Source organism: Catenuloplanes niger (genome assembly GCF_031458255.1).
GTDB lineage: Bacteria > Actinomycetota > Actinomycetes > Mycobacteriales > Micromonosporaceae > Catenuloplanes > Catenuloplanes niger.
Map to the genome: position 1 here is coordinate 3598310 of NZ_JAVDYC010000001.1, position 21888 is coordinate 3620197.

22 protein-coding genes are annotated in these 21888 nt (G+C 67.7%); all 22 read right to left on the minus strand.

Features of this window, described 5'->3' with window-relative positions; translation table 11 throughout:
- Nucleotides 1-570, minus strand: a complete 570-nt coding sequence (gene rplE, locus J2S44_RS15635; RefSeq protein ID WP_310413979.1) for a 50S ribosomal protein L5 — start codon at nucleotides 568-570, stop codon at nucleotides 1-3.
- Nucleotides 570-890, minus strand: coding sequence for a 50S ribosomal protein L24 (gene rplX / locus J2S44_RS15640; protein WP_306837755.1), 321 nt, complete (start codon nucleotides 888-890; stop codon nucleotides 570-572). Before rplX ends, rplE begins: the two co-directional genes overlap by 1 nt.
- Nucleotides 887-1255, minus strand: coding sequence for a 50S ribosomal protein L14 (rplN, locus tag J2S44_RS15645; RefSeq protein ID WP_007465279.1), 369 nt, complete (start codon nucleotides 1253-1255; stop codon nucleotides 887-889). The genes rplX and rplN overlap by 4 nt, the downstream gene beginning before the upstream one ends.
- A gap of 130 nt (nucleotides 1256-1385) precedes the next feature.
- Nucleotides 1386-1661 carry a 30S ribosomal protein S17 gene (gene rpsQ / locus J2S44_RS15650; protein WP_306837748.1) on the minus strand — a complete coding sequence of 92 codons (276 nt, stop codon included), beginning with the start codon at nucleotides 1659-1661 and terminating at the stop codon, nucleotides 1386-1388.
- On the minus strand, nucleotides 1661-1894 hold the full coding sequence (gene rpmC / locus J2S44_RS15655; protein ID WP_306837746.1) for a 50S ribosomal protein L29: 234 nt from the start codon (nucleotides 1892-1894) through the stop codon (nucleotides 1661-1663). Before rpmC ends, rpsQ begins: the two co-directional genes overlap by 1 nt.
- A complete protein-coding gene (rplP, locus tag J2S44_RS15660) occupies nucleotides 1894-2319 on the minus strand; it encodes a 50S ribosomal protein L16 (protein ID WP_310413982.1) in 426 nt (141 codons plus the stop codon). Before rplP ends, rpmC begins: the two co-directional genes overlap by 1 nt.
- A gap of 3 nt (nucleotides 2320-2322) precedes the next feature.
- Nucleotides 2323-3168: a 30S ribosomal protein S3 gene (gene rpsC / locus J2S44_RS15665; protein ID WP_310413985.1), complete on the minus strand. Its 846-nt coding sequence runs from the start codon at nucleotides 3166-3168 to the stop codon at nucleotides 2323-2325.
- Nucleotides 3168-3620, minus strand: coding sequence for a 50S ribosomal protein L22 (gene rplV, locus J2S44_RS15670; RefSeq protein WP_310413987.1), 453 nt, complete (start codon nucleotides 3618-3620; stop codon nucleotides 3168-3170). The genes rpsC and rplV overlap by 1 nt, the downstream gene beginning before the upstream one ends.
- A gap of 38 nt (nucleotides 3621-3658) precedes the next feature.
- On the minus strand, nucleotides 3659-3940 hold the full coding sequence (gene rpsS / locus J2S44_RS15675; protein ID WP_007465299.1) for a 30S ribosomal protein S19: 282 nt from the start codon (nucleotides 3938-3940) through the stop codon (nucleotides 3659-3661).
- A 27-nt stretch (nucleotides 3941-3967) separates the two neighbouring features.
- Entirely contained in the window at nucleotides 3968-4807 is an 840-nt protein-coding gene (gene rplB / locus J2S44_RS15680) for a 50S ribosomal protein L2 (protein ID WP_307241049.1), read from the minus strand.
- A gap of 12 nt (nucleotides 4808-4819) precedes the next feature.
- Nucleotides 4820-5122, minus strand: coding sequence for a 50S ribosomal protein L23 (gene rplW, locus J2S44_RS15685; RefSeq protein WP_306837735.1), 303 nt, complete (start codon nucleotides 5120-5122; stop codon nucleotides 4820-4822).
- A complete protein-coding gene (gene rplD, locus J2S44_RS15690; RefSeq protein ID WP_307241051.1) occupies nucleotides 5119-5763 on the minus strand; it encodes a 50S ribosomal protein L4 in 645 nt (214 codons plus the stop codon). Before rplD ends, rplW begins: the two co-directional genes overlap by 4 nt.
- Nucleotides 5760-6422 carry a 50S ribosomal protein L3 gene (gene rplC / locus J2S44_RS15695; RefSeq protein ID WP_310413990.1) on the minus strand — a complete coding sequence of 221 codons (663 nt, stop codon included), beginning with the start codon at nucleotides 6420-6422 and terminating at the stop codon, nucleotides 5760-5762. Before rplC ends, rplD begins: the two co-directional genes overlap by 4 nt.
- Before the next feature lie 13 nt (nucleotides 6423-6435).
- Nucleotides 6436-6744, minus strand: a complete 309-nt coding sequence (rpsJ, locus tag J2S44_RS15700; RefSeq protein WP_007073037.1) for a 30S ribosomal protein S10 — start codon at nucleotides 6742-6744, stop codon at nucleotides 6436-6438.
- Nucleotides 6745-7158: 414 nt separating this feature from the next.
- On the minus strand, nucleotides 7159-8352 hold the full coding sequence (gene tuf, locus J2S44_RS15705) for an elongation factor Tu (RefSeq protein WP_307241055.1): 1194 nt from the start codon (nucleotides 8350-8352) through the stop codon (nucleotides 7159-7161).
- Nucleotides 8353-8533: 181 nt separating this feature from the next.
- Entirely contained in the window at nucleotides 8534-10630 is a 2097-nt protein-coding gene (fusA, locus tag J2S44_RS15710) for an elongation factor G (protein ID WP_310413993.1), read from the minus strand.
- A gap of 124 nt (nucleotides 10631-10754) precedes the next feature.
- The gene (gene rpsG / locus J2S44_RS15715) at nucleotides 10755-11225 is read right to left on the minus strand and encodes a 30S ribosomal protein S7 (RefSeq protein WP_307241059.1); all 471 of its coding nucleotides are present in this window, start codon (nucleotides 11223-11225) and stop codon (nucleotides 10755-10757) included.
- Nucleotide 11226: 1 nt separating this feature from the next.
- On the minus strand, nucleotides 11227-11601 hold the full coding sequence (gene rpsL, locus J2S44_RS15720) for a 30S ribosomal protein S12 (protein WP_033342866.1): 375 nt from the start codon (nucleotides 11599-11601) through the stop codon (nucleotides 11227-11229).
- A gap of 564 nt (nucleotides 11602-12165) precedes the next feature.
- Nucleotides 12166-12639, minus strand: a complete 474-nt coding sequence (locus J2S44_RS15725) for a hypothetical protein (RefSeq protein ID WP_310413995.1) — start codon at nucleotides 12637-12639, stop codon at nucleotides 12166-12168.
- Between the two features lie 772 nt (nucleotides 12640-13411).
- The gene (locus J2S44_RS15730) at nucleotides 13412-13765 is read right to left on the minus strand and encodes a hypothetical protein (RefSeq protein WP_310413998.1); all 354 of its coding nucleotides are present in this window, start codon (nucleotides 13763-13765) and stop codon (nucleotides 13412-13414) included.
- A 165-nt stretch (nucleotides 13766-13930) separates the two neighbouring features.
- On the minus strand, nucleotides 13931-17821 hold the full coding sequence (locus J2S44_RS15735) for a DNA-directed RNA polymerase subunit beta' (RefSeq protein WP_310414000.1): 3891 nt from the start codon (nucleotides 17819-17821) through the stop codon (nucleotides 13931-13933).
- A gap of 87 nt (nucleotides 17822-17908) precedes the next feature.
- Nucleotides 17909-21340 carry a DNA-directed RNA polymerase subunit beta gene (gene rpoB, locus J2S44_RS15740; RefSeq protein ID WP_310414005.1) on the minus strand — a complete coding sequence of 1144 codons (3432 nt, stop codon included), beginning with the start codon at nucleotides 21338-21340 and terminating at the stop codon, nucleotides 17909-17911.
- Between the last annotated feature and the right edge of the window lie 548 nt (nucleotides 21341-21888).

Genomic DNA, 21888 nt, shown 5'->3' on the forward strand with positions numbered 1-21888 from the left:
TCACTGCTCCTTGAACGGGAAGCCAAGGAGCTTCAGCAGCGCCCGGCCCTCATCGTCGGTCTTCGCCGAGGTCACCACGGTGATGTCCATGCCCCGGGTACGGTCGATCCGGTCCTGGTCGATCTCGTGGAAAACCGACTGCTCGGTCAGACCGAACGTGTAGTTGCCGTTGCCGTCGAGCTTGCGGCCGTCGAGCCCGCGGAAGTCGCGGATACGCGGCAGCGCGATCGACAGCAGCCGGTCCAGGAACTCCCACATCCGGTCGCCGCGAAGGGTGACCTTCGCGCCGATCGGCATGCCCTCGCGCAGCTTGAACTGCGCGATGGACTTGCGGGCCCGGCGGACCAGCGGCTTCTGGCCGGTGATGGTGGCGAGGTCGCGCACGGCACCGTCGATGAGCTTCGCGTCACGCGCGGCCTCACCGACACCCATGTTGACCACGATCTTCACCAGACCGGGGACCTGCATGGCGTTCGAGTACTCGTACTGCTCACGCAGCTGCGCGATGATCTCGTTCCGGTACCGCGTCTTGAGACGCGGCTGGATCTTGGTTTCGGTAGCTGCCGTCATCACAGTTCCTTACCGCTGCGGCGCGAGATACGGATCTTGGTGCCGTTCTCGTCGATCCGGTAGCCCACCCGGGTCCGGTTGCCGTCGGAGTCGACCACCATCACGTTCGACACGTGAATGGGGGCCTCCTGCGTCACGATGCCACCGGTCTTGGCGCCACGCTGGGTGGTCTGGATGCGCTGGTGCTTCTTGACTCGGTTCACGCCCTCGACCAGGACCTTGTCCAGGCGGGGGTAGGCCGCGATGACCTTACCCCGAACGCCCTTGTCCTTCCCGGCGATGACCTCGACCGTGTCGCCCTTCTTGACCTTCACGGTCACAACACCTCCGGGGCGAGCGAAATGATCTTCATGAACCGCTTGTCCCGCAGCTCGCGGCCCACCGGGCCGAAGATACGGGTGCCACGGGGGTCACCGCCGTCCTTGATGATCACGGCGGCGTTCTCGTCGAAGCGGATGTACGACCCGTCGGGCCGGCGCCGCTCCTTCGCGGTACGGACGACGACCGCCTTGACGACGTCGCCCTTCTTGACACCGGCGCCCGGGATCGCGTCCTTGACGGTGGCCACGATGACGTCGCCGATGCTCGCGTAGCGCCGACCCGAGCCGCCGAGCACCCGGATGCACAGGATCTCCCTGGCACCCGTGTTGTCGGCGACGCGCAGTCGCGACTCCTGCTGGATCACGTCTATCTCCTATGTCTGCCAGTTCTCCGCCCGGGAGGGGGCGGAGCTTGGCGGAACCTGGTCCGCGCTAGGCGCGGGCTGATTTCCCGCACCGACACGTGCCGGGGCCGAAGCCCCGGAACCTGTCGGGCTACTTCGCCTTCTCGAGGATCTCGACGATCCGCCACCGCTTGGTGGCCGACAGCGGCCGGGTCTCCATCAGGGAGACGCGGTCGCCGACGCCGGCGGCGTTCTGCTCGTCGTGCACCTTCAGCTTGCGGGTACGGCGGATGACCTTGCCGTACAGCGCGTGCTTGACGCGGTCCTCGACCTCGACGACGACGGTCTTGTCCATCTTGTCGCTCACGACAAGGCCCTCACGGACCTTGCGCTGACGGCGAGCGGCCGTGGCGTTCTCTTCACTCATCACGCAGTCACCTCAGACGGCGCGGACGAGAGACCGAGCTCCCGCTCACGCAGAATCGTGTAGATCCGGGCAATCTCCCGGCGGACGACAGGCAGCCGCCGGTTGTTGTCGAGCTGCCCCGTGGCGCCCTGCACTCGGAGGTTGAACAGCTCCGCCTTGGCCTCCTTGAGCTTCGCGGTCAGCTCCTCGTCGGAGAGCTCACGGAACTCGGTGGCCTTGGTACCGGCTGCCATCACGCCTCACCCACTTCGCGCTTCACGATGCGGCACTTCATCGGCAGCTTGTGAATCGCGCGGCGCATCGCCTCACGCGCGATCGCCTCGTTCGGGAAGGACATCTCGAACAGGACGCGGCCCGGCTTGATGTTCGCGACCCACCACTCGGGCGAGCCCTTACCGGAACCCATACGGGTCTCAGCCGGCTTCTTGGTCAGCGCCTGGTCCGGGAAGATCGTGATCCAGACCTTGCCGCCACGCTTGATGTGACGGGTCATCGCGATACGGGCCGACTCGATCTGCCGGTTGGTGACGTAGGCCGGCTCCAGAGCCTGGATGCCGAACTCACCGAACACCACTCGGTTGCCGCCCTTACTCGCACCGTGACGGTCCGGGTGGTGCGGCTTGCGGAAGCCCTTCGGGGGCTTGCGCGGGATCAGCATGTGTCAGCCCTCCTGCTGCGTTTCTGCGGCGGCCGGAGCGGTCTCGGCGGCCGGAGCCGCCGGAGCCTCGGAAGCCTGCGCGGCAGCCGCCGCGCGCCCGGCCTCGGTGCCGCCCGCGGTGGTGCCGGACGAACCGGACCGGCCACGACGCGGCCGCTCGGGCCGGTCGCCACGCTCACGGCGCGGACGGGACGGAGCCGTGTCCTGCGGAGCCTCGCGGCCCGGCACGGCGTCACCCTTGTAGATCCACACCTTCACGCCGATCCGGCCGAAGGTGGTACGGGCCTCGAAGAAGCCGTACTCGATGTTGGCCCGCAGCGTGTGCAGCGGGACGCGACCCTCACGGTAGAACTCCGTGCGGCTCATCTCGGCGCCACCGAGGCGGCCCGAGACCTGCACCCGGATGCCCTTGCAGACCGGGTTCTTCATCGCGGACTGCATCGCCTTGCGCATGGCACGGCGGAAGCTGACCCGGCTGGAGAGCTGCTCGGCCACGCCCTGGGCAACCAGCTGCGCGTCCGACTCGGGGTTCTTGACCTCGAGGATGTTCAGCTGCACCTGCTTGCCGGTGAGCTTCTCCAGCTCGCCCCGGATCCGGTCCGCCTCCGCGCCCTTACGGCCGATGACGATGCCCGGACGGGCGGTGTGGATGTCGACGCGGACCCGGTCCCGGGTGCGCTCGATGTCAACCTTGGAGATGCCGGCACGCTCGAGGCCCCGGGACATCATCCGGCGGATCTTGACATCCTCGCCGATGTAGTCCTTGTAGAGCTTGTCCGCGAACCAGCGGGACTTCCAGTCGGTCGAGATGCCGAGTCGGAACCCGTGCGGGTGAACCTTCTGACCCATTACTCGGCCGCCTCCGTCTCGTTCTTGGGCTGCTCGGCCGCGGGAGCGGCCTTCTTGGCAGCGGCCTTCTTGGCCGGCCGCGCCTTCGGCGCCACAGCCTCGACGGCGATCGTGATGTGGCAGGTGCGCTTGCGGATGCGGTAAGCCCGACCCTGAGCGCGCGGCCGGAACCGCTTGAGCGTCGGGCCCTCGTCCACAAACGCCTCGCTGACCAGCAGCGCGTCAGGATCCAGCCGCTCGTTGTTCTCAGCGTTCGCGATCGCGCTGGCCAGCACCTTGTAGACCGGCTCGCTCGCCGACTGCGGTGCGAACTGCAGCACGGTGAGCGCCTCCTTCGCGGGCAGACCACGAACGAGGTCGACCACCCGACGCGCCTTCATCGGCGAGACGCGGACGTGCCGCGCCACCGCCCGCGCGCCCGGCAGCACCGGAGCGTCGCCTTTTCCTGGCATCGCTGTAACCCCTTGATCCTCTAATCCGTGACTTCTGCTCAGCGCCGGCGGCTCTTGCGGTCGTCCTTCTCGTGACCCTTGAACGTGCGGGTCAGAGCGAACTCACCGAGCTTGTGGCCGACCATGGCCTCGGTGACGAACACCGGGACGTGCTTGCGCCCGTCGTGCACGGCGATCGTGTGCCCGAGCATCTCGGGGATGATCGTCGAGCGGCGCGACCAGGTCTTGATGACGTTCTTGGAGCCCTTGTCGTTCTGAACTTCCACCTTCTTGAGGAGGTGGTCGTCGACGAACGGGCCCTTCTTCAGGCTGCGAGGCATGTCAGTTCTCCAGTCCAGCTGTCTCTATCAGCCGCGCTTGCGGGTCGCGTAGCGGCGGCGGACGATCAGCTTGTCGCTCGCCTGGCCCTTGCGGCGGGTACGGCCCTCGGGCTTACCAGCCGGGTTGACCGGGTGGCGACCACCGGAGGTCTTGCCCTCACCACCACCGTGCGGGTGGTCGACCGGGTTCATGGCGACACCACGGACGGTCGGGCGCTTGCCCTTCCACCGCATACGGCCGGCCTTGCCCCAGTTGATGTTCGACTGGTCGGCGTTGCCGATCTCGCCGACGGTGGCACGGCAACGCACGTCGACGCGCCGGATCTCACCGGACGGCATACGCAGCGTCGCGTACTGGTCCTCACGGCCCAGCAGCTGGATGCCGACGCCGGCCGAGCGGGCCAGCTTGGCACCGCCGCCCGGGCGCAGCTCCACCGCGTGCACCTGGGTACCCACCGGGATGTTGCGCAGCGGCAGGTTGTTGCCGGGCTTGATGTCGGCGCCGACGCCGGCCTCGACCTTGTCGCCCTGCTTCAGGTCCTTGGGGGCGAGGATGTAACGCTTCTCGCCGTCCAGGTAGTGCAGCAGCGCGATCCGGGCGGTGCGGTTCGGGTCGTACTCGATGTGTGCGACCTTGGCCGGGATGCCGTCCTTGTCCGCCCGCTTGAAGTCGATCAGGCGGTACTGACGCTTGTGGCCACCACCCTGGTGACGGGTCGTGATCCGGCCGTGCGCGTTGCGGCCACCCTTCTTGGGCAGCGGCACGAGCAGCGACTTCTCCGGGGTGGAGCGCGTGATCTCGGCGAAGTCCGCGACGGAGCCACCACGGCGGCCCGGCGTCGTCGGCTTGTACTTACGAATAGGCATGTCCTACACCCCTCAGCTGACCGGGCCGCCGAAGGCCTCGATGCGGTCGCCGTCGGCCAGCTTGACCAGAGCGCGCTTCGTAGCCTTGCGCTGGCCGAATCCGGTCCGCGTCCGCTTCCGCTTGCCCTCGCGGTTCGCAGTGTTCACGGTCAGTACGCGCACGTTGAAGATCTGCTGGATAGCGATCTTGATGGCGGTCTTGTTGGCGTCCGGGTGGACCAGGAACGTGTACCAGTTCTGGTCGAGAACGCTGTAGCTCTTCTCGGAGACCACCGGCGCGATGATGATGTCGCGCGGGTCCGCGATGGTGGTCACTTGTCGCCCTCCTCGGCCTTGCCGGCGCCCGTGAACTCGTCGTAGGCGTCCTTGGTGAAGATCACCGCAGAGGAGTTCAGCACGTCGTACGTGTTGAGCTGCCCGACCTCGAGCAGGTGCACGGTCGGCTCGTTGCGCAGCGAGAGCCAGTTCAGCTCGTCCACGCCGGTCAGCACGACCAGGACCTTGGTCTCCTCGGTGACCTTGCGCAGCGTGGCCAGCGCGGCCTTCGTCGACGGCGTCTCGCCGGAGACGAACGCCTCGACCACGAACACCGCGTTGTCGCGAGCCCGGTCCGAGAGGGCACCCCGCAGCGCGGCAGCCTTCATCTTCTTCGGGGTCCGCTGCGAGTAGTCGCGCGGCACGGGGCCGTGCACGACGCCACCGCCGGCGAACTGCGGCGCACGGGTCGAGCCCTGACGGGCGCGGCCGGTGCCCTTCTGCTTGTACGGCTTCTTGCCGCCGCCGGAGACCTCACCACGGGTCTTCGCCTTGTGCGTGCCCTGCCGGGCGGCCGCCAGCTGAGCCACCACGACCTGGTGCATCAGCGGGATGTTGGCCTGCACGTCGAAGATCGCCGCGGGCAGCTCGACGGAGCCGGCCTTCGCGCCCTCGGTGTTCAGCACGTCAACGGAGCTCACTTGGCAGCACCCTTCTTGACGGGGGCCTTCGTCGCGGAGCGAACCAGGATCAGCGCGCCCTTGGGGCCAGGAATGGCACCGCGGACGAGCAGCAGGTTGTTCTCCACGTCGACCGCCTGCACGGTCAGGTTCTGCACGGTGTAGCGCGCGCTGCCCATCCGGCCCGCCATGCGGACGCCCTTGAACACGCGACCGGGGGTCGCGCAGGCGCCGATCGAGCCCGGGGAGCGGTGCTTGCGCTCGACACCGTGGCTCGCGCGGAGACCGTGGAAGCCGTGCCGCTTCATGACACCGGCGAAGCCCTTGCCCTTGGTCCGGCCGGTCACGTCGACCGGGGAACCCACCGGGAACGAGTCGACGGTGACCTCCTGGCCGAGCGAGTACTCGCTGGCGTCGGTCGTCCGAAGCTCGACGATGTGACGGCGCGGCGCCACGTCAGCCTTGGCGAAGTGCCCGGCCCGCGGCTTGTTCGCCTTGCGGGGGTCGATCGCACCGAACGCCAGCTGGATCGCGGAGTAGCCGTCCGTGTCAGCGGTGCGGACCTGGGTCACGACGCACGGGCCGGCCTGCACCACGGTCACCGGGACAACCTTGTTGTTGTCCCAGACCTGGGTCATGCCGAGCTTGGCGCCCAGGATGCCCTTCACTTGCCTGTCCATGAGTTCGCAGTCCCTACAGCTTGATCTCGATGTCGACGCCGGCCGGCAGGTCGAGACGCATGAGCGAGTCGACCGTCTTCGGAGTCGGGTCGATGATGTCGATCAGACGCTTGTGCGTACGCATCTCGAAGTGCTCGCGCGAGTCCTTGTACTTGTGCGGCGAACGGATCACGCAGAAACGGTTGATCTCCGTGGGCAGCGGCACCGGGCCCGCGACCTGCGCCCCGGTGCGCGTCACCGTCTCGACGATCTTCCGCGCCGAGGAATCGACGACCTCGTGGTCGTAGGCCTTGAGCCGGATGCGGATCTTCTGTCCCGCCATGGTGGCTTCTGTTTCCTTCTCTCGATGCCGCTACCTGCCGAGTAGAACTCCTCGGCATGCCCCCGGATCAGACTCGGCCGGGTGTTTCACCGGCCGGATTTGACCCGGGGCACAGGGCCCTCGACCCTGTGCTGTCCGACCCCCGCGGTCGGGCGTGTCGCGTTTTAACTTCACGCTCCGCCCCGAAATCCGGAGCGATTGCCCGTCAGCCCTCGGTGAGGACCTCGTCCGCCGGGATCGGGGCGCCCTGGGCGATCAACCAACTATTCATTGATCAACAAACCCCAGACGCCGGGCGAGGGCGGCTGGACACAATGTCACGAGGACACAGCGCATCCAACCGCCCCGCGCGGACGCAACCTGACTAGTATGCCGTACTACCGAACGGCAACGCTAATCGGGGTACCTGTTTACTTACTTGATGATCTTCGTGACCGTGCCGGCGCCGACGGTGCGGCCACCCTCACGGATCGCGAACTTCAGGCCCTGCTCCATGGCGATGGGCTGGATCAGCTTGACCGCCATCGAGGTGGAGTCGCCCGGCATGACCATCTCGGTGCCCTCGGGGAGGGTAACGACACCGGTCACGTCGGTGGTCCGGAAGTAGAACTGCGGACGGTAGTTCTGGAAGAACGGCGTGTGCCGGCCACCCTCCTCCTTGGAGAGGATGTAAACCTGGCCCTCGAACTCCGTGTGCGGAGTCGTGGTGCCCGGCTTGATGACGACCATGCCGCGCTCGACGTCCTCGCGCTTGATGCCGCGGAGGAGCAGACCGACGTTCTCGCCGGCACGCGCCTCGTCCAGCACCTTGCGGAACATCTCGATACCGGTGCAGATCGTCTTGGTCGACTTCTCGCGAATACCGACGATCTCCACCTCCTCGTTCGGCTTGAGGATGCCGCGCTCCGCGCGACCGGTGACCACGGTGCCGCGGCCGGTGATCGTGAAGACGTCCTCGATCGGCATGAGGAACGGCTTCTCGGTCTCACGGTCGGGCTGCGGGATCGCGGTGTCGACCGCGTCCATCAGCTCGAGCAGCTTGCCGGTCCACTCCGGGTCGCCCTCCAGCGCCTTGAGCGCCGAGACACGCACGACCGGAAGGTCGTCGCCCGGGAACTCGTAGGTGCTGAGCAGCTCGCGAACCTCGAGCTCGACGAGCTCCAGGAGCTCCTCGTCGTCGACCATGTCGCTCTTGTTGAGCGCCACGACGATGTACGGAACGCCGACCTGGCGGGCCAGGAGCACGTGCTCCTTGGTCTGCGGCATCGGGCCGTCGGTCGCCGCGACCACCAGGATCGCGCCGTCCATCTGCGCGGCACCGGTGATCATGTTCTTGATGTAGTCCGCGTGGCCGGGGCAGTCGACGTGGGCGTAGTGCCGCTTGTCGGTCTGGTACTCGACGTGCGCGATGGAGATCGTGATACCGCGGGCCTTCTCCTCCGGCGCCTTGTCGATCTCGTCGAACGGCGTGTAGGGGTTGAGGTCCGGGTACTTGTCGTGCAGGACCTTGGTGATGGCCGCGGTCAGCGTCGTCTTACCGTGGTCGATGTGACCAATGGTGCCGATGTTGACGTGCGGCTTAGTCCGCTCGAACTTCGCCTTCGCCACTGGTGTCCTCCTGTGGACTGTCTGGTTCGTTGCGCGCGGTGCCGGCTGGGACTCCGCGAACATTGTCGACTGTGCGCCACGGACCGGATTTGCATCCGGCCCGTGGCGCTGCGGTCTTTGAGGCCGCTTCGGCCGTCAGGCCAGGTCTCACGCAGCCCGCCGAGACGGGCTCGGGGCGAAACTACTCCCCGGTCGCCTTGGCGATGATCTCCCTGGCCACGGACGCGGGGACCTCGGCGTAGGAGTCGAACTGCATGCTGTAGCTCGCCCGGCCCTGGGTCTTCGACCGCAGGTCGCCGACGTAGCCGAACATCTCCGACAGCGGCACCTGGGCGCGGACGACGCGAGCGCCGCTCCGCTCCTCCATGGCCTGGATCATGCCGCGGCGGGAGTTGAGGTCACCGATGACGTCACCCATGTTCTCCTCAGGAGTGGTGACCTCAACGGCCATCATCGGCTCGAGCAGCGCCGGGTCGGCCTTGCGGGCCGCCTCCTTCAGCGCCATCGAGCCGGCGATCTTGAACGCCATCTCGGACGAGTCGACCTCGTGGTACTGGCCGTCGACCAGCGTCAGCTTGACGCCGACCAGCGGGTAGCCCGCGAGGATGCCGTACTGCATGGCGTCCTGTGCACCGGCGTCGACCGAAGGGATGAACTCCTTCGGGATGCGACCACCGGTGACCGCGTTCACGAACTCGTACGTCGCGGCGTCGTTGTCCAGCGGCAGCGGCTCGAGGCTGACGATGACGCGGGCGTACTGGCCCGAACCACCGGTCTGCTTCTTGTGCGTGAACTCGACCTTCTCCACCTTGCGGCGGATGGTCTCGCGGTACGCCACCTGCGGCTTGCCGACGTTCGCCTCGACGTTGAACTCGCGGCGCATGCGGTCCACCAGGATGTCCAGGTGGAGCTCGCCCATGCCGGAGATGACCGTCTGGCCCGTCTCCTCGTCGTTGCGGACGCGGAAGGTCGGGTCCTCCTCGGCCAGGCGCTGGATCGCGGTGCCCAGCTTCTCCTGGTCCGACTTGGTCTTCGGCTCGATCGCCACCGAGATGACCGGCTCCGGGAACGTCATCGACTCGAGGATGACCGGGTTCGCCGGGTCGGACAGGGTGTCACCGGTGGTGGTCTGCTTCAGACCCTGGACGGCGATGATGTCGCCGGCCTGCGCCTGGGGGCGCTCCTCACGCTTGTTCGCGTGCATCTGGTAGATCTTGCCGATCCGCTCCTTGCGGTCCTTGGTGGAGTTGACCACCTGCGAACCGGAATCGAGCGTGCCGGAGTAGACCCGCACGTACGTGAGCTTGCCCAGGTGCTTGTCGGTCTGGATCTTGAAGGCCAGACCGGAGAACGGCTCGTTCTTGTCGGGCTTGCGCGACAGCGGGGTCTCGCCGTCGGTCTTGGTGCCCTCGATGGCCGGGATGTCCAGCGGCGACGGCAGGTAGTCCACCACGGCGTCGAGCATGGGCTGAACGCCCTTGTTCTTGAACGCCGAACCGGTGAGCACCGGGTTCGCCTTGCCGGAGATGGTGGCGCGGCGGATGCCGGCCTTGATCTCCTCGACCGAGAGCTCCTCGCCCTCCAGGTACTTCTCCATGATCGCGTCGTCGTTCTCGGCGAGCGTCTCAAGGAGCAGCGAACGCCAGGTCTCGGCGTCCTCCTGCAGGTCGGCCGGGATCTCCTCGATCGCGTAGTCCTCACCCTTCTGGGTCTCACCACGCCAGGTGAGAGCCTTCATGGTGATCAGGTCCACGACGCCGATGAAGTCCGACTCGTTGCCGATCGGGATCTGCAGGACGAGGGTGGTGGCGTTGAGCCGGTCCTTCATCATCTGCACGCAGCGGTAGAAGTCCGCGCCGGTCCGGTCGAGCTTGTTGACGAAGCACATCCGCGGGACGTTGTACTTGTCGGCCTGCCGCCAGACGTTCTCGGTCTGGGGCTCTACGCCGGCGACACCGTCGTAGACCGCCACAGCACCGTCCAGGACGCGCAGCGACCGCTCGACCTCGACCGTGAAGTCGACGTGGCCGGGCGTGTCGATGATCTGGATCGTGTGGCCCTTCCACTCGCACTTCGTGGCAGCGGAGGTGATGGTGATGCCACGCTCCTGCTCCTGCTCCATCCAGTCCATGGTGGCCGCGCCATCGTGGACTTCACCGATCTTGTACGTGATACCGGTGTAGAACAGGATTCGCTCAGTAGTCGTGGTCTTACCGGCATCGATGTGCGCCATGATGCCGATGTTGCGTACGTTGGCGAGCGCGTCTGCGGCGGCCACTGTAATCCCTACTTCGTCGTCTCGTCGGGTTGCTGAATCACCCGGCTCGCACCGGATGACGGTTGCGCCGGGTAATCCAGCGGTGTGCCCGGCGGCCGGCCGAGACCGGCGCCGGGCGGCTGGATTACCAGCGGTAGTGCGCGAAGGCCTTGTTGGACTCGGCCATCTTGTGCGTGTCCTCGCGCCGCTTGACGGCGGCACCGAGGCCGTTGCTCGCGTCGAGCAGCTCGTTCTGCAGCCGCTCGATCATGGTCTTCTCACGACGAGCCTTCGAGTAGGTCGTCAGCCAGCGCAGGCCCAGCGTCAGCGCGCGGGACGGGCGGACCTCGACCGGCACCTGGTAGGTCGCGCCACCGACACGGCGGCTGCGGACCTCGAGGGTCGGCTTGACGTTGTCCATGGCGCGCTTGAGCGTCACGACCGGGTCAGTGCCGGTCTTCTCCCGGCAGCCCTCGAGGGCGCCGTAGACGATGCGCTCGGCGAGCGCGCGCTTGCCGTCCATCAGGATCTTGTTCACCAGCTGGGTGACCAGCGGCGAGTTGTAAACCGGGTCCGGCGTCAGCGGCCGACGGGGAGCGGGGCCCTTACGCGGCATGTCAGCTCTTCTCCTTCTTCGCGCCGTAGCGGCTGCGCGCCTGCTTGCGGTTACGCACACCCTGGGTGTCGAGCGAACCGCGGATGATCTTGTAGCGAACGCCCGGAAGGTCCTTCACACGACCGCCACGCACGAGCACGATCGAGTGCTCCTGCAGGTTGTGACCCACACCGGGGATGTACGCGGTCACCTCGATCTGGCTGCTGAGCTTCACACGAGCGACCTTGCGCAGCGCCGAGTTGGGCTTCTTCGGGGTGGTGGTGTAGACGCGCGTGCAGACTCCGCGACGCTGGGGACTCCCCTTCAGCGCCGGCGTCTTGGTCTTACTCGTCTTCGCCTGGCGGCCCTTGCGGACCAGCTGCTGGATCGTGGGCACCGGGTACTCCGCTCCCTGTCCTGTCCGGGCCCGTCGGGCCCGTTAACTTCCGTGGCGGCCGCCCTTGTGGCGACCGGACCGTCTGTCTTACCTACCCGGCTGCGCCGGTCTTGCCTCTTGCTGCCGATCGGGGGGCCTGCTGGGAGTAGGCCTCTCGACCCCCGCGGTCGGGCGTGTCGCCCGGCGCTACGGTCGCGCGGTAAGGACTCGCGCTGGTCTGCCATTGTCGTGGTGCGCATCGCTCATCCGGGCTCTGAGTTCCGGACCGAACGGCGCACGCACAAGTTGCCCGGGCTAGCCCGGGCACGAAGGGAAAGAGTACCCACCGTGAGGGCGCTGGTCAAAACCGGACGGTAAGGAGAGCTATCTCCCCACTACACGACTCCCAACGGATCTCCGGCTTCGGACCTCACACCCGGCGCTCTGGCAACCGGAAACCCGGGATCCAGAACTCCTGATGCTGACACCTTCAGCGACGAACCACTCTGCAAAGCCAAGTGTACCCGGTCCCCAGGGACGCCATTCACTGACTCCCTACATGCCCACGGGCCGCCGGGCAAGTACCTACGACAGGCTCAGGACCACGACGATCAGCAGGGACAGCAGGGCCACCGTGGCCCCTCCCCCGCCGAGCGACAGACCGGTGATCGCCAGCCCTCGGCCGCTGAACCGGATCGATGACGCCTCGGCCGGCCGGCGCACCTGACGCAGTGCCCCGGTGCCCTGCACCACCGCGCCGACGCCCGCGATCACGGCCAGCAACGCGAACGCGCCGGCGACCAGACCGCCCCAGCCGTCCTGCGCGCCTAGCAGCCCGAAGCACGCCACGGCGAACGACACGAGCAGCGCCGCGCTTCCGGTGATCAGCGACCCGATCGCGAGACCGGACACCACCGCGGGCACCTCCAGGTGCACCACCGCGAACGGCGTCTCCGGCACCGGCTCCACCCGCTCCGCGTTCCCCCAGCCCTCCCGCGGTGGCGGCGGAACACCGGGCGGACCCATCGGGGGGTACGCCGCGGGTCGCACGGCAGTCATCGCGGGTGCACCGGCCATCGCGTATCCCGGGTGCGGCAGCACGGCGGCCGGGTGAGCCGGCACCGCCGGATATCCGGGGTACGCCCCCGGCTGCGGGCCCGGGGCATGTCCCGGGTAGGCCGCGGGATACCCGGCCAGGCCGGGATGAGCCGGCTGCGACGGTGCCGGATACCCGTAACCGGGATACGGCTGCGCCGGATACTGCTGCCCGAAACCCTGCTGCCCCGGGTACGGCTGACCGGGAGTCTGCTGCCCCGGATACGGCTGTCCCGGATACGCCCCGGGATACGGCTGCCCCTGGTACGGCCCGGGGTAGGGCCGGCCAGGAACCTGCTGCCCCGAGTACCGGCCGGGATACGGCTGACCCTGGTACGACGGCTGACCGGGATACGGCTGGCCCGGATACGGCGGCTGAGCCGGATAGCCGGGGTAGGCCGCCGGCCGCACCGGACCCGGTGCCGGCGACGTGAGCGGCGGAGCCTGCCCACCGGGCGCCGCGGTGAACGGCCCCGATCCCACAGCGGACGGTCCCGGCGCCCCGGCCGGCGTTCCCGGAGCGGGAGCCGGCGGGACCTCCGGTGCCGCCGGCGTCGGCTCGGCCGCGCGGGGCGGCTCGGACCCGGCCACCGGTCGCTGCCAGACGGAGTCGGGGTGCCCGCCCTGGGGCTGTTCGGTCACGCCTGTGTTCTCCTCCCACTGTCCCCGCGGCACCGCGAGGCCTCGCGTGCGTCGAGGGCGCCCGCCGAGCATGGCACAGCGGAGCGCGCCCGTGTCAGTCGATGCCGGGCGCGAAGTCCTGCAGCGGCGCGTTGGCGTAGTTGAAGACCGCGACGACCAGCGCCAGCACCAGCGCGCAGGCGGCCAGTGTGATCCCGGACCAGGCGAGCACGGTGCCGCGGCGGATCCACGCGGCGCCGGTCAGGTAGCCACCGGACGCGTACGCCTCGCGCTCCGCCTGCCGGGCCAGCTGCAACGCGATCGTGGCCGGCACCAGCCCGCCCACCAGCGGCCCGGTGAGGAACGCGATCAGTCCGAGCGCGAACACGGCCGGCGCCTTGGTCGACCGCACCGGCTCCGGATCGAGCGGGTGCCGCCCCGGCCCCACCATCGCCTGGGAGACGCTCATGCCCGGCTCCGCGGGCCGCCGCGGCTCCACGGTGGCCGGCGCCGAGCCGATGGTTCACTCGCAAGCTCGCTCATGCCGTCCATCATCCCTCGTCGAACACCGAGGGCGGGGACGCATCTCGCGTCCCCGCCCTCGGCGGTGGTTCATCCGATCAGATCACGCAGCTCAGCGGTACGACCCGAAGTCGAAGTCGTCGAGCGGCACGGCCTGCCCGCTGGCCGGTCCGAAGCCGTAGTCGGTCTCCGGGTACCCGGTCATCGAGTAGACCTTGGCCTTCGCCTCCTCGGTCGGCTCGACCCGGACGTTGCGGTACTTGGAGATACCGGTACCGGCCGGGATGAGCTTACCGATGATCACGTTCTCCTTCAGGCCCACGAGCGAGTCGCTGCGCGAGTTGATCGCCGCGTCGGTGAGGACGCGGGTCGTCTCCTGGAAGGAGGCCGCCGACAGCCACGAGTCCGTGGCCAGCGACGCCTTCGTGATGCCCATGAGCTGGGGACGGCCGGCGGCCGGCTCCCCGCCCTCGGCGACCAGGCGGCGGTTCTCCGACTCGAAGAGCGCGCGGTCGACCAGCAGGCCCGGCAGGAACTCGGTGGAGCCCGAGTCGATGACGGTGACCCGCTTGAGCATCTGGCGAATGATGATCTCGATGTGCTTGTCGTGGATCAGCACACCCTGCGAGCGGTAGACCTCCTGGACCTCCTGGGTCAGGTGGACCTGGACCGCGCGCGGGCCGAGGATGCGGAGCAGCTCGTGCGGGTCGATCGTGCCCTCGGTGAGCTTCTCGCCGACCTGCACGTGCTCGCCGTCCTGGCGACGGAGCTTGGCGCGCTTCGAGATCTTGTCGTAGACGATCTCGTCGCTGCCGTCGTCCGGCACCACGATGATCTTGCGAACCCGCTCGCCGTCCTCGATCCGGACGCGTCCGGGAGTGTCCGCGATCGGCGCCTTGCCCTTGGGCACGCGCGCCTCGAAGATCTCCTGGACACGCGGCAGACCCTGGGTGATGTCCTCACCCGCGACACCACCGGTGTGGAAGGTACGCATCGTCAGCTGCGTACCCGGCTCACCGATGGACTGGGCCGCGATGATGCCGACCGCCTCGCCGACGTCCACGGTCTTGCCGGTCGGCAGCGAACGGCCGTAACAGGCCGCGCAGACGCCCAGCTTCGACTCGCAGGTCAGCACGGACCGGACCCGGACGTTCTCGACGCCGGCCGCGTGCAGCTTGTCGACCAGGATCGAGTTGATGTCGGTGCCGCGCTCCGCGACCACCTGACCGTCCGGCCCGGTGATCGTGTCGGCGAGCGTCCGCGCGTGCACACCGGTCTCGGCGTGCTCGTGGATCTGGAGCACACCGGCCTGGTCGCGCTCCAGCACCTGCATCGGGATCGCGCGCTCGGTGCCGCAGTCCTCCTCGCGGATGATCACGTCCTGCGAGACGTCCACCAGACGACGGGTCAGGTAACCCGAGTCGGCGGTACGCAGCGCGGTGTCCGCGAGACCCTTGCGCGCACCGTGCGTGGAGATGAAGTACTCCAGCACGGACAGACCCTCCCGGTACGAGGCCTTGATCGGCCGCGGGATGATCTCGCCCTTCGGGTTGGCCACCAGACCACGGATCGCCGCGATCTGACGGAGCTGCAGCAGGTTACCGCGAGCACCCGAGTTGATCATGACCCAGAGCGGGTTGTTCTGCGGGAGCGCGGTGTCCATCTCCTTGGCGACCTCGTTGGTCGCCTTGGTCCAGATCTCGATCAGCTCGCCGCGGCGCTCCTCGGCCGTCATCAGACCGCGCTGGTACTGCTTGTCGATCTGCGCGGCCTCCTTCTCGTACCGCTCGAGGATCGCCGGCTTGCCGGGCGGCGCCACGACGTCGCCCATACCGATGGTCACGCCGGACCAGGTCGCCCAGTGGAAACCGGACTCCTTCAGCGCGTCCAGCGTCGCCGCCAGCGTCACCTTCGGGAAGCGCTCCGCGAGGTCGTTGACGATCGCGGAGAGCTGACCCTTGCGGATCTCGTAGTTGACGTAGCGGTACCCCACCGGGAGCGTCTCGTTGAAGAGCACGCGGCCCAGCGTGGTGTCGACCAGCAGCGCCTGACCGGGCTCCCAGCCCTCCGGCGCGTCCCACTTCTCGCCCTTGGCGCCGTTGTCGACGCTGACCACGTCCCGGAGCCGGATCTTGACCGGGGCACCGAGGGCCAGCTCGCCGTTGTCGAACGCCATCCGCGCCTCGGCGTCCGAGCTGAACACCCGGCCCGCACCCTTGCCCTCGGGCTTGAGGTGGGTCAGGTGGTACAGACCGATGACCATGTCCTGGGTCGGCATGGTGACCGGCTTGCCGTCGGACGGCTTGAGGATGTTGTTCGAGGACAGCATCAGGATCCGCGCCTCGGCCTGGGCCTCGGCGGACAGCGGCACGTGCACCGCCATCTGGTCACCGTCGAAGTCCGCGTTGAACGCGGTGCAGACGAGCGGGTGGATCTGGATGGCCTTGCCCTCGACCAGCCGCGGCTCGAAGGCCTGGATGCCGAGACGGTGCAGCGTCGGCGCACGGTTCAGCAGAACCGGGTGCTCCGTGATGACCTCGTCCAGCACGTCCCACACGACCGGGCGCTGACGCTCGACCATGCGCTTGGCCGACTTGATGTTCTGCGCGTGGTTCAGGTCGACCAGGCGCTTCATCACGAACGGCTTGAACAGCTCCAGCGCCATCATGCGGGGCAGGCCGCACTGGTGCAGCTTGAGCTGCGGGCCCACCACGATGACGGAACGGCCGGAGTAGTCCACGCGCTTGCCGAGCAGGTTCTGACGGAACCGGCCCTGCTTGCCCTTGAGCATGTCGGACAGCGACTTCAGCGGGCGGTTACCCGGGCCGGTGACCGGCCGGCCGCGGCGGCCGTTGTCGAACAGCGCGTCGACGGCCTCCTGCAGCATCCGCTTCTCGTTGTTGACGATGATCTCCGGGGCGCCCAGGTCGATCAGGCGCTTGAGCCGGTTGTTCCGGTTGATCACGCGGCGGTACAGGTCGTTCAGGTCGGAGGTCGCGAAGCGGCCACCGTCCAGCTGCACCATCGGGCGCAGGTCCGGCGGGATGACCGGGACGCAGTCCAGGACCATGCCGAGCGGCGAGTTCCGGGTGTTCAGGAACGCCGCCACGACCTTGAGCCGCTTGAGCGCGCGGATCTTCCGCTGGCCCTTGCCGGACCGGATGATCTCGCGCAGGTTCTCCGCCTCGGCGTCGAGGTCGAGACCCTCCAGCAGCGCCTTGATCGCCTCGGCGCCCATGCCGCCGGTGAAGTAGTCACCGAAGCGGTCACGCAGCTCGCGGTACAGCAGCTCGTCCGTGACCAGCTGCTTCTTGTCCAGCTTGCGGAAGGTGTCGAGCACCTCGTCCAGCCGGTCGATCTCACGCTGCGCGCGGTCGCGGATCTGGCGCATCTCGCGCTCGCCGGACTCCTTGACCTTGCGGCGCACGTCGGCCTTGGCGCCCTCGGCCTCCAGCTCCGCCAGGTCCTGCTCCAGCTTGGCGGCGCGCTTCTCGATCTCCGAGTCGCGGCTGTTCTCCGACTGGCGCTTCTCCGCGAAGATCTCGTTCTCGATCGTCGAGAGGTCACGGTGACGCGCCTCGGCGTCGACGCTCGTCACGACGTACGACGCGAAGTAGATGATCTTCTCGAGGTCCTTCGGCGCCAGGTCCAGCAGGTAGCCGAGCCGGCTCGGGACGCCCTTGAAGTACCAGATGTGGGTCACCGAGGCGGCGAGCTCGATGTGGCCCATCCGCTCACGGCGGACCTTGGAGCGGGTCACCTCGACGCCGCAGCGCTCACAGATGATGCCCTTGAACCGGACCCGCTTGTACTTGCCGCAGTAGCACTCCCAGTCCCGCTGCGGACCGAAGATCTTCTCGCAGAAGAGTCCGTCCTTCTCGGGCTTCAGGGTGCGGTAGTTGATCGTCTCAGGCTTCTTGACCTCACCGTGCGACCACTGCCGGATGTCGTCGGCGGTGGCCAGCCCGATGCGGAGCTCGTCGAAGAAGTTGACGTCGAGCACGTTATATATCCCTCGTGTCGTGTCTGTAAGGCTAGGTGGGCTCCGGGGCAGGTGAGGGGCGGGCGGACCCGCCCCTCACCTGGAACCTCAGACTTCTTCGACGCTGCTCGGCTCGCGCCGGGACAGGTCGATACCCAGCTCCTCCGCAGCCCGGAAGACCTCGTCGTCCGTCTCGCGCATCTCGAGGGCCACGCCGTCGCTGGAGAGCACCTCGACGTTCAGGCACAGCGACTGCAGCTCCTTGAGGAGCACCTTGAAGGACTCCGGGATACCCGGCTCCGGGATGTTCTCGCCCTTGACGATGGCCTCGTACACCTTCACGCGGCCCAGCACGTCGTCGGACTTGATCGTGAGCAGCTCCTGCAGGGCGTAGGCGGCGCCGTAGGCCTGCATGGCCCAGCACTCCATCTCGCCGAAACGCTGGCCACCGAACTGCGCCTTACCACCCAGCGGCTGCTGCGTGATCATCGAGTACGGACCGGTCGACCGAGCGTGGATCTTGTCGTCGACCAGGTGGTTCAGCTTCAGGATGTAGACGTAGCCGACCGCGATCGCGTCCGGGATCGGCTCACCCGACCGGCCGTCGAACAGCTTCGCCTTGCCGGAGCTGCCGATCAGCTGCGTGCCGTCCCGGTTCGGCAGCGTGCTCGCGAGGAGACCGTGGATCTCGTCCTCCCGCGCGCCGTCGAAGACCGGCGTCGCCACGTTCGTGTTCGGCTCGCTCTGGTGCGCGTTGATCGAGCGGAGCTGGCGCTTCCACTCGGTGTCCTCGCCCTCGACGTTCCAGCCGGTCTTGGCCACCCACCCGAGGTGGGTCTCCAGGACCTGGCCGATGTTCATTCGCGAGGGCACACCCAGCGGGTTGAGCACGATGTCGACCGGCGTGCCGTCCTCCAGGAACGGCATGTCCTCGACCGGCAGGATCTTGGAGATGACGCCCTTGTTGCCGTGCCGGCCCGCGAGCTTGTCACCGTCCTGGATCTTGCGCTTCTGGGCCACGTACACCCGGACCAGCTCGTTCACGCCCGGAGGCAGCTCGTCGCCGTCCTCACGCGAGAACGTGCGGACGCCGATGACCGTGCCGGTCTCGCCGTGCGGCACCTTCAGCGAGGTGTCCCGGACCTCCCGGGCCTTCTCGCCGAAGATCGCGCGGAGCAGGCGCTCCTCCGGGGTCAGCTCGGTCTCGCCCTTCGGCGTGACCTTGCCGACCAGGATGTCGCCGGGGACGACCTCGGCACCGATCCGGATGATGCCCCGCTCGTCCAGGTCCGCCAGCATCTCTTCGCTGACGTTCGGGATGTCGCGGGTGATCTCCTCCGGGCCGAGCTTGGTGTCCCGCGCGTCGACCTCGTGCTCCTCGATGTGGATCGAGGTGAGCACGTCCTGCTGCACGAGGCGCTGCGACAGGATGATCGCGTCCTCGTAGTTGTGACCCTCCCAGGTCATGAACGCGACCAGGAGGTTCCGGCCGAGGGCCATCTCGCCCTCGTCGGTGCACGGACCGTCCGCGATGACCTGGCCGGCCTCGACCCGGTCACCCTCGAACACGGTCGGCTTCTGGTTGACGCAGGAGCCGGCGTTCGAGCGGCGGAACTTGTGCAGCAGGTAGGTACGACGGTGGCCGTCGTCCTGGTGGACCGTGATGTAGTCGGCGCAGAGGTCCTCGACCAGACCGCCGACCTCGGCCACGACCACGTCACCGGCGTCGACCGCGGCACGGTACTCCATGCCGGTGCCGACCAGCGGGGCCTCCGCCTTGACCAGCGGCACGGCCTGACGCTGCATGTTCGCGCCCATGAGCGCGCGGTTGGCGTCGTCGTGCTCGAGGAACGGGATCATCGCGGTGGCGACCGAGGTCATCTGCCGCGGCGAGACGTCCATGTAGTCGACGGCGGTGCCGACGACGTAGTCGACCTCACCGCCCTTACGGCGGACGAGAACCCGCTCCTCCGCGAAGGTGCCGTCGCTCGACAGCGGCGCGTTTGCCTGCGCCTTGACGAACCGGTCCTCCTCGTCGGCGGTCAGGTAGTCGATCTCGTCGGTGACCCGGCCCTCGACGACCTTCCGGTACGGCGTCTCGATGAAGCCGAACGGGTTGACCCGCGCGAACGTCGAGAGCGCACCGATCAGGCCGATGTTCGGGCCTTCCGGCGTCTCGATCGGGCACATCCGGCCGTAGTGGGACGGGTGCACGTCACGGACCTCGAAGCCGGCCCGCTCACGGGACAGACCACCCGGGCCCAGCGCGGAAAGGCGCCGGCGGTGGGTCAGACCCGCCAGAGGGTTGGTCTGGTCCATGAACTGGGACAGCTGCGACGTACCGAAGAACTCCTTGATCGCCGCCACGACGGGACGGATGTTGATCAGGGTCTGCGGCGTGATCGCCTCGACGTCCTGCGTGGTCATCCGCTCGCGGACGACGCGCTCCATCCGGGACAGGCCCACGCGGACCTGGTTCTGGATGAGCTCGCCCACCGTGCGCAGACGACGGTTGCCGAAGTGGTCGATGTCGTCGGCCTCGTAGCCGTCCTCACCCGCGTGCAGGCGAGCCAGGTACTCCACGGTGGCGACGATGTCGTCCTCGGTCAGCACGCCCGTGGTGATCGGGACGTCGATCTCGAGCTTCTTGTTGAACTTGTAACGGCCGACCTTTGCCACGTCGTACCTCTTCGGGTTGAAGAAGAGGTTGTCGAGCAGGGTCTGCGCGTTCTCCCGGGTCGGCGGCTCGCCGGGACGGAGCTTGCGGTAGATGTCGAGCAGGGCCTCGTCCTGCCCGGCGATGTGGTCCTTCTCCAGCGTCGTCATGAGCAGCTCGGACCAGCCGAACTTCTCACGGATCTGGTCGGCGGACCACCCGATCGCCTTGAGCAGGACCGTGACGGCCTGCCGGCGCTTGCGGTCGATGCGGACACCGACGGTGTCGCGCTTGTCGATGTCGAACTCCAGCCAGGCACCCCGGCTCGGGATGACCTTGACGCTGGAGAGATCGCGGTCGGACGTCTTGTCCGGCTGCTTGTCGAAGTAGACGCCGGGCGAGCGGACCAGCTGGCTGACCACGACGCGCTCGGTGCCGTTGATGATGAACGTGCCCTTGGGGGTCATCATCGGGAAGTCACCCATGAACACCGTCTGGCTCTTGATCTCGCCAGTGGTGTTGTTGGTGAACTCCGCGGTCACGAACAGCGGGGCACAGTAGGTCAGGTCCTTCTCCTTGCACTCCTCGATCGAGGCCTTGACCTCGTCGAAGCGCGGTGCGGAGAAGGAGAGGGACATGGTGCCGGAGAAGTCCTCGATGGGACTGATCTCGTCGAGAATCTCCGCAAGGCCCGAACGTGCGTTCGGGTCGTCAGCCGATCGGTTCTGCCAAGCTTCGTTGCCGACAAGCCAGTCAAAGGACTCGTTCTGGATTGCCAGGAGGTTCGGAACCTCAAGATGCTCAGTGATCCTGCCGAAGGAAATTCGGCGGGGAGCGAATGCGCTCGACGTACGACTGGTCTTCGCAGGGCGGGAAGCTGCCAAGATGCGTCCTTCCGAGGACCGGTGCTGCAAAACGGCCGTTATGCGCGCACCCCAACTGACCCCGCATGGGCGGAATGACCGGTCTGAGCATTCCAGGGCAGGGCTGTAGTGAGAAGGCAGCGCAAACTAGCAGTGTAGCCGCACGGCTAACCGCTGTCCAGCCCCCCACCACAGGTCGCCGCGGAACAGGCCGGGCGCACCTGATCGGTGCTCGCCGGGCCGCTCGGAACGCGGCGTGACTCTGTCGGTTCGTCCCCGGTGTTACCCGGGGCGGGGCCGTCGCAAGCGCGGAAGGTCTTGCTGCCGTTTAGCGTGCCTGCCCCCACAGCCCACGTCAAGACTTGCGAGGCGGGTCGGAGCCCGGTGATCGACGACAAGCGCTCAAAACGGGCCACATAAGCCGTAAATCCGGCAATAACCCTGGGGGATCACACGGTTTAATGATCACCTAATACGGTCCGCAATCGGACGATGCCGAACAGCATCCCCCCGCGGCGGTACGAACGACCTGCGGCCTTCCTCGCCGGCCACCCGGACACCGCCGCGCC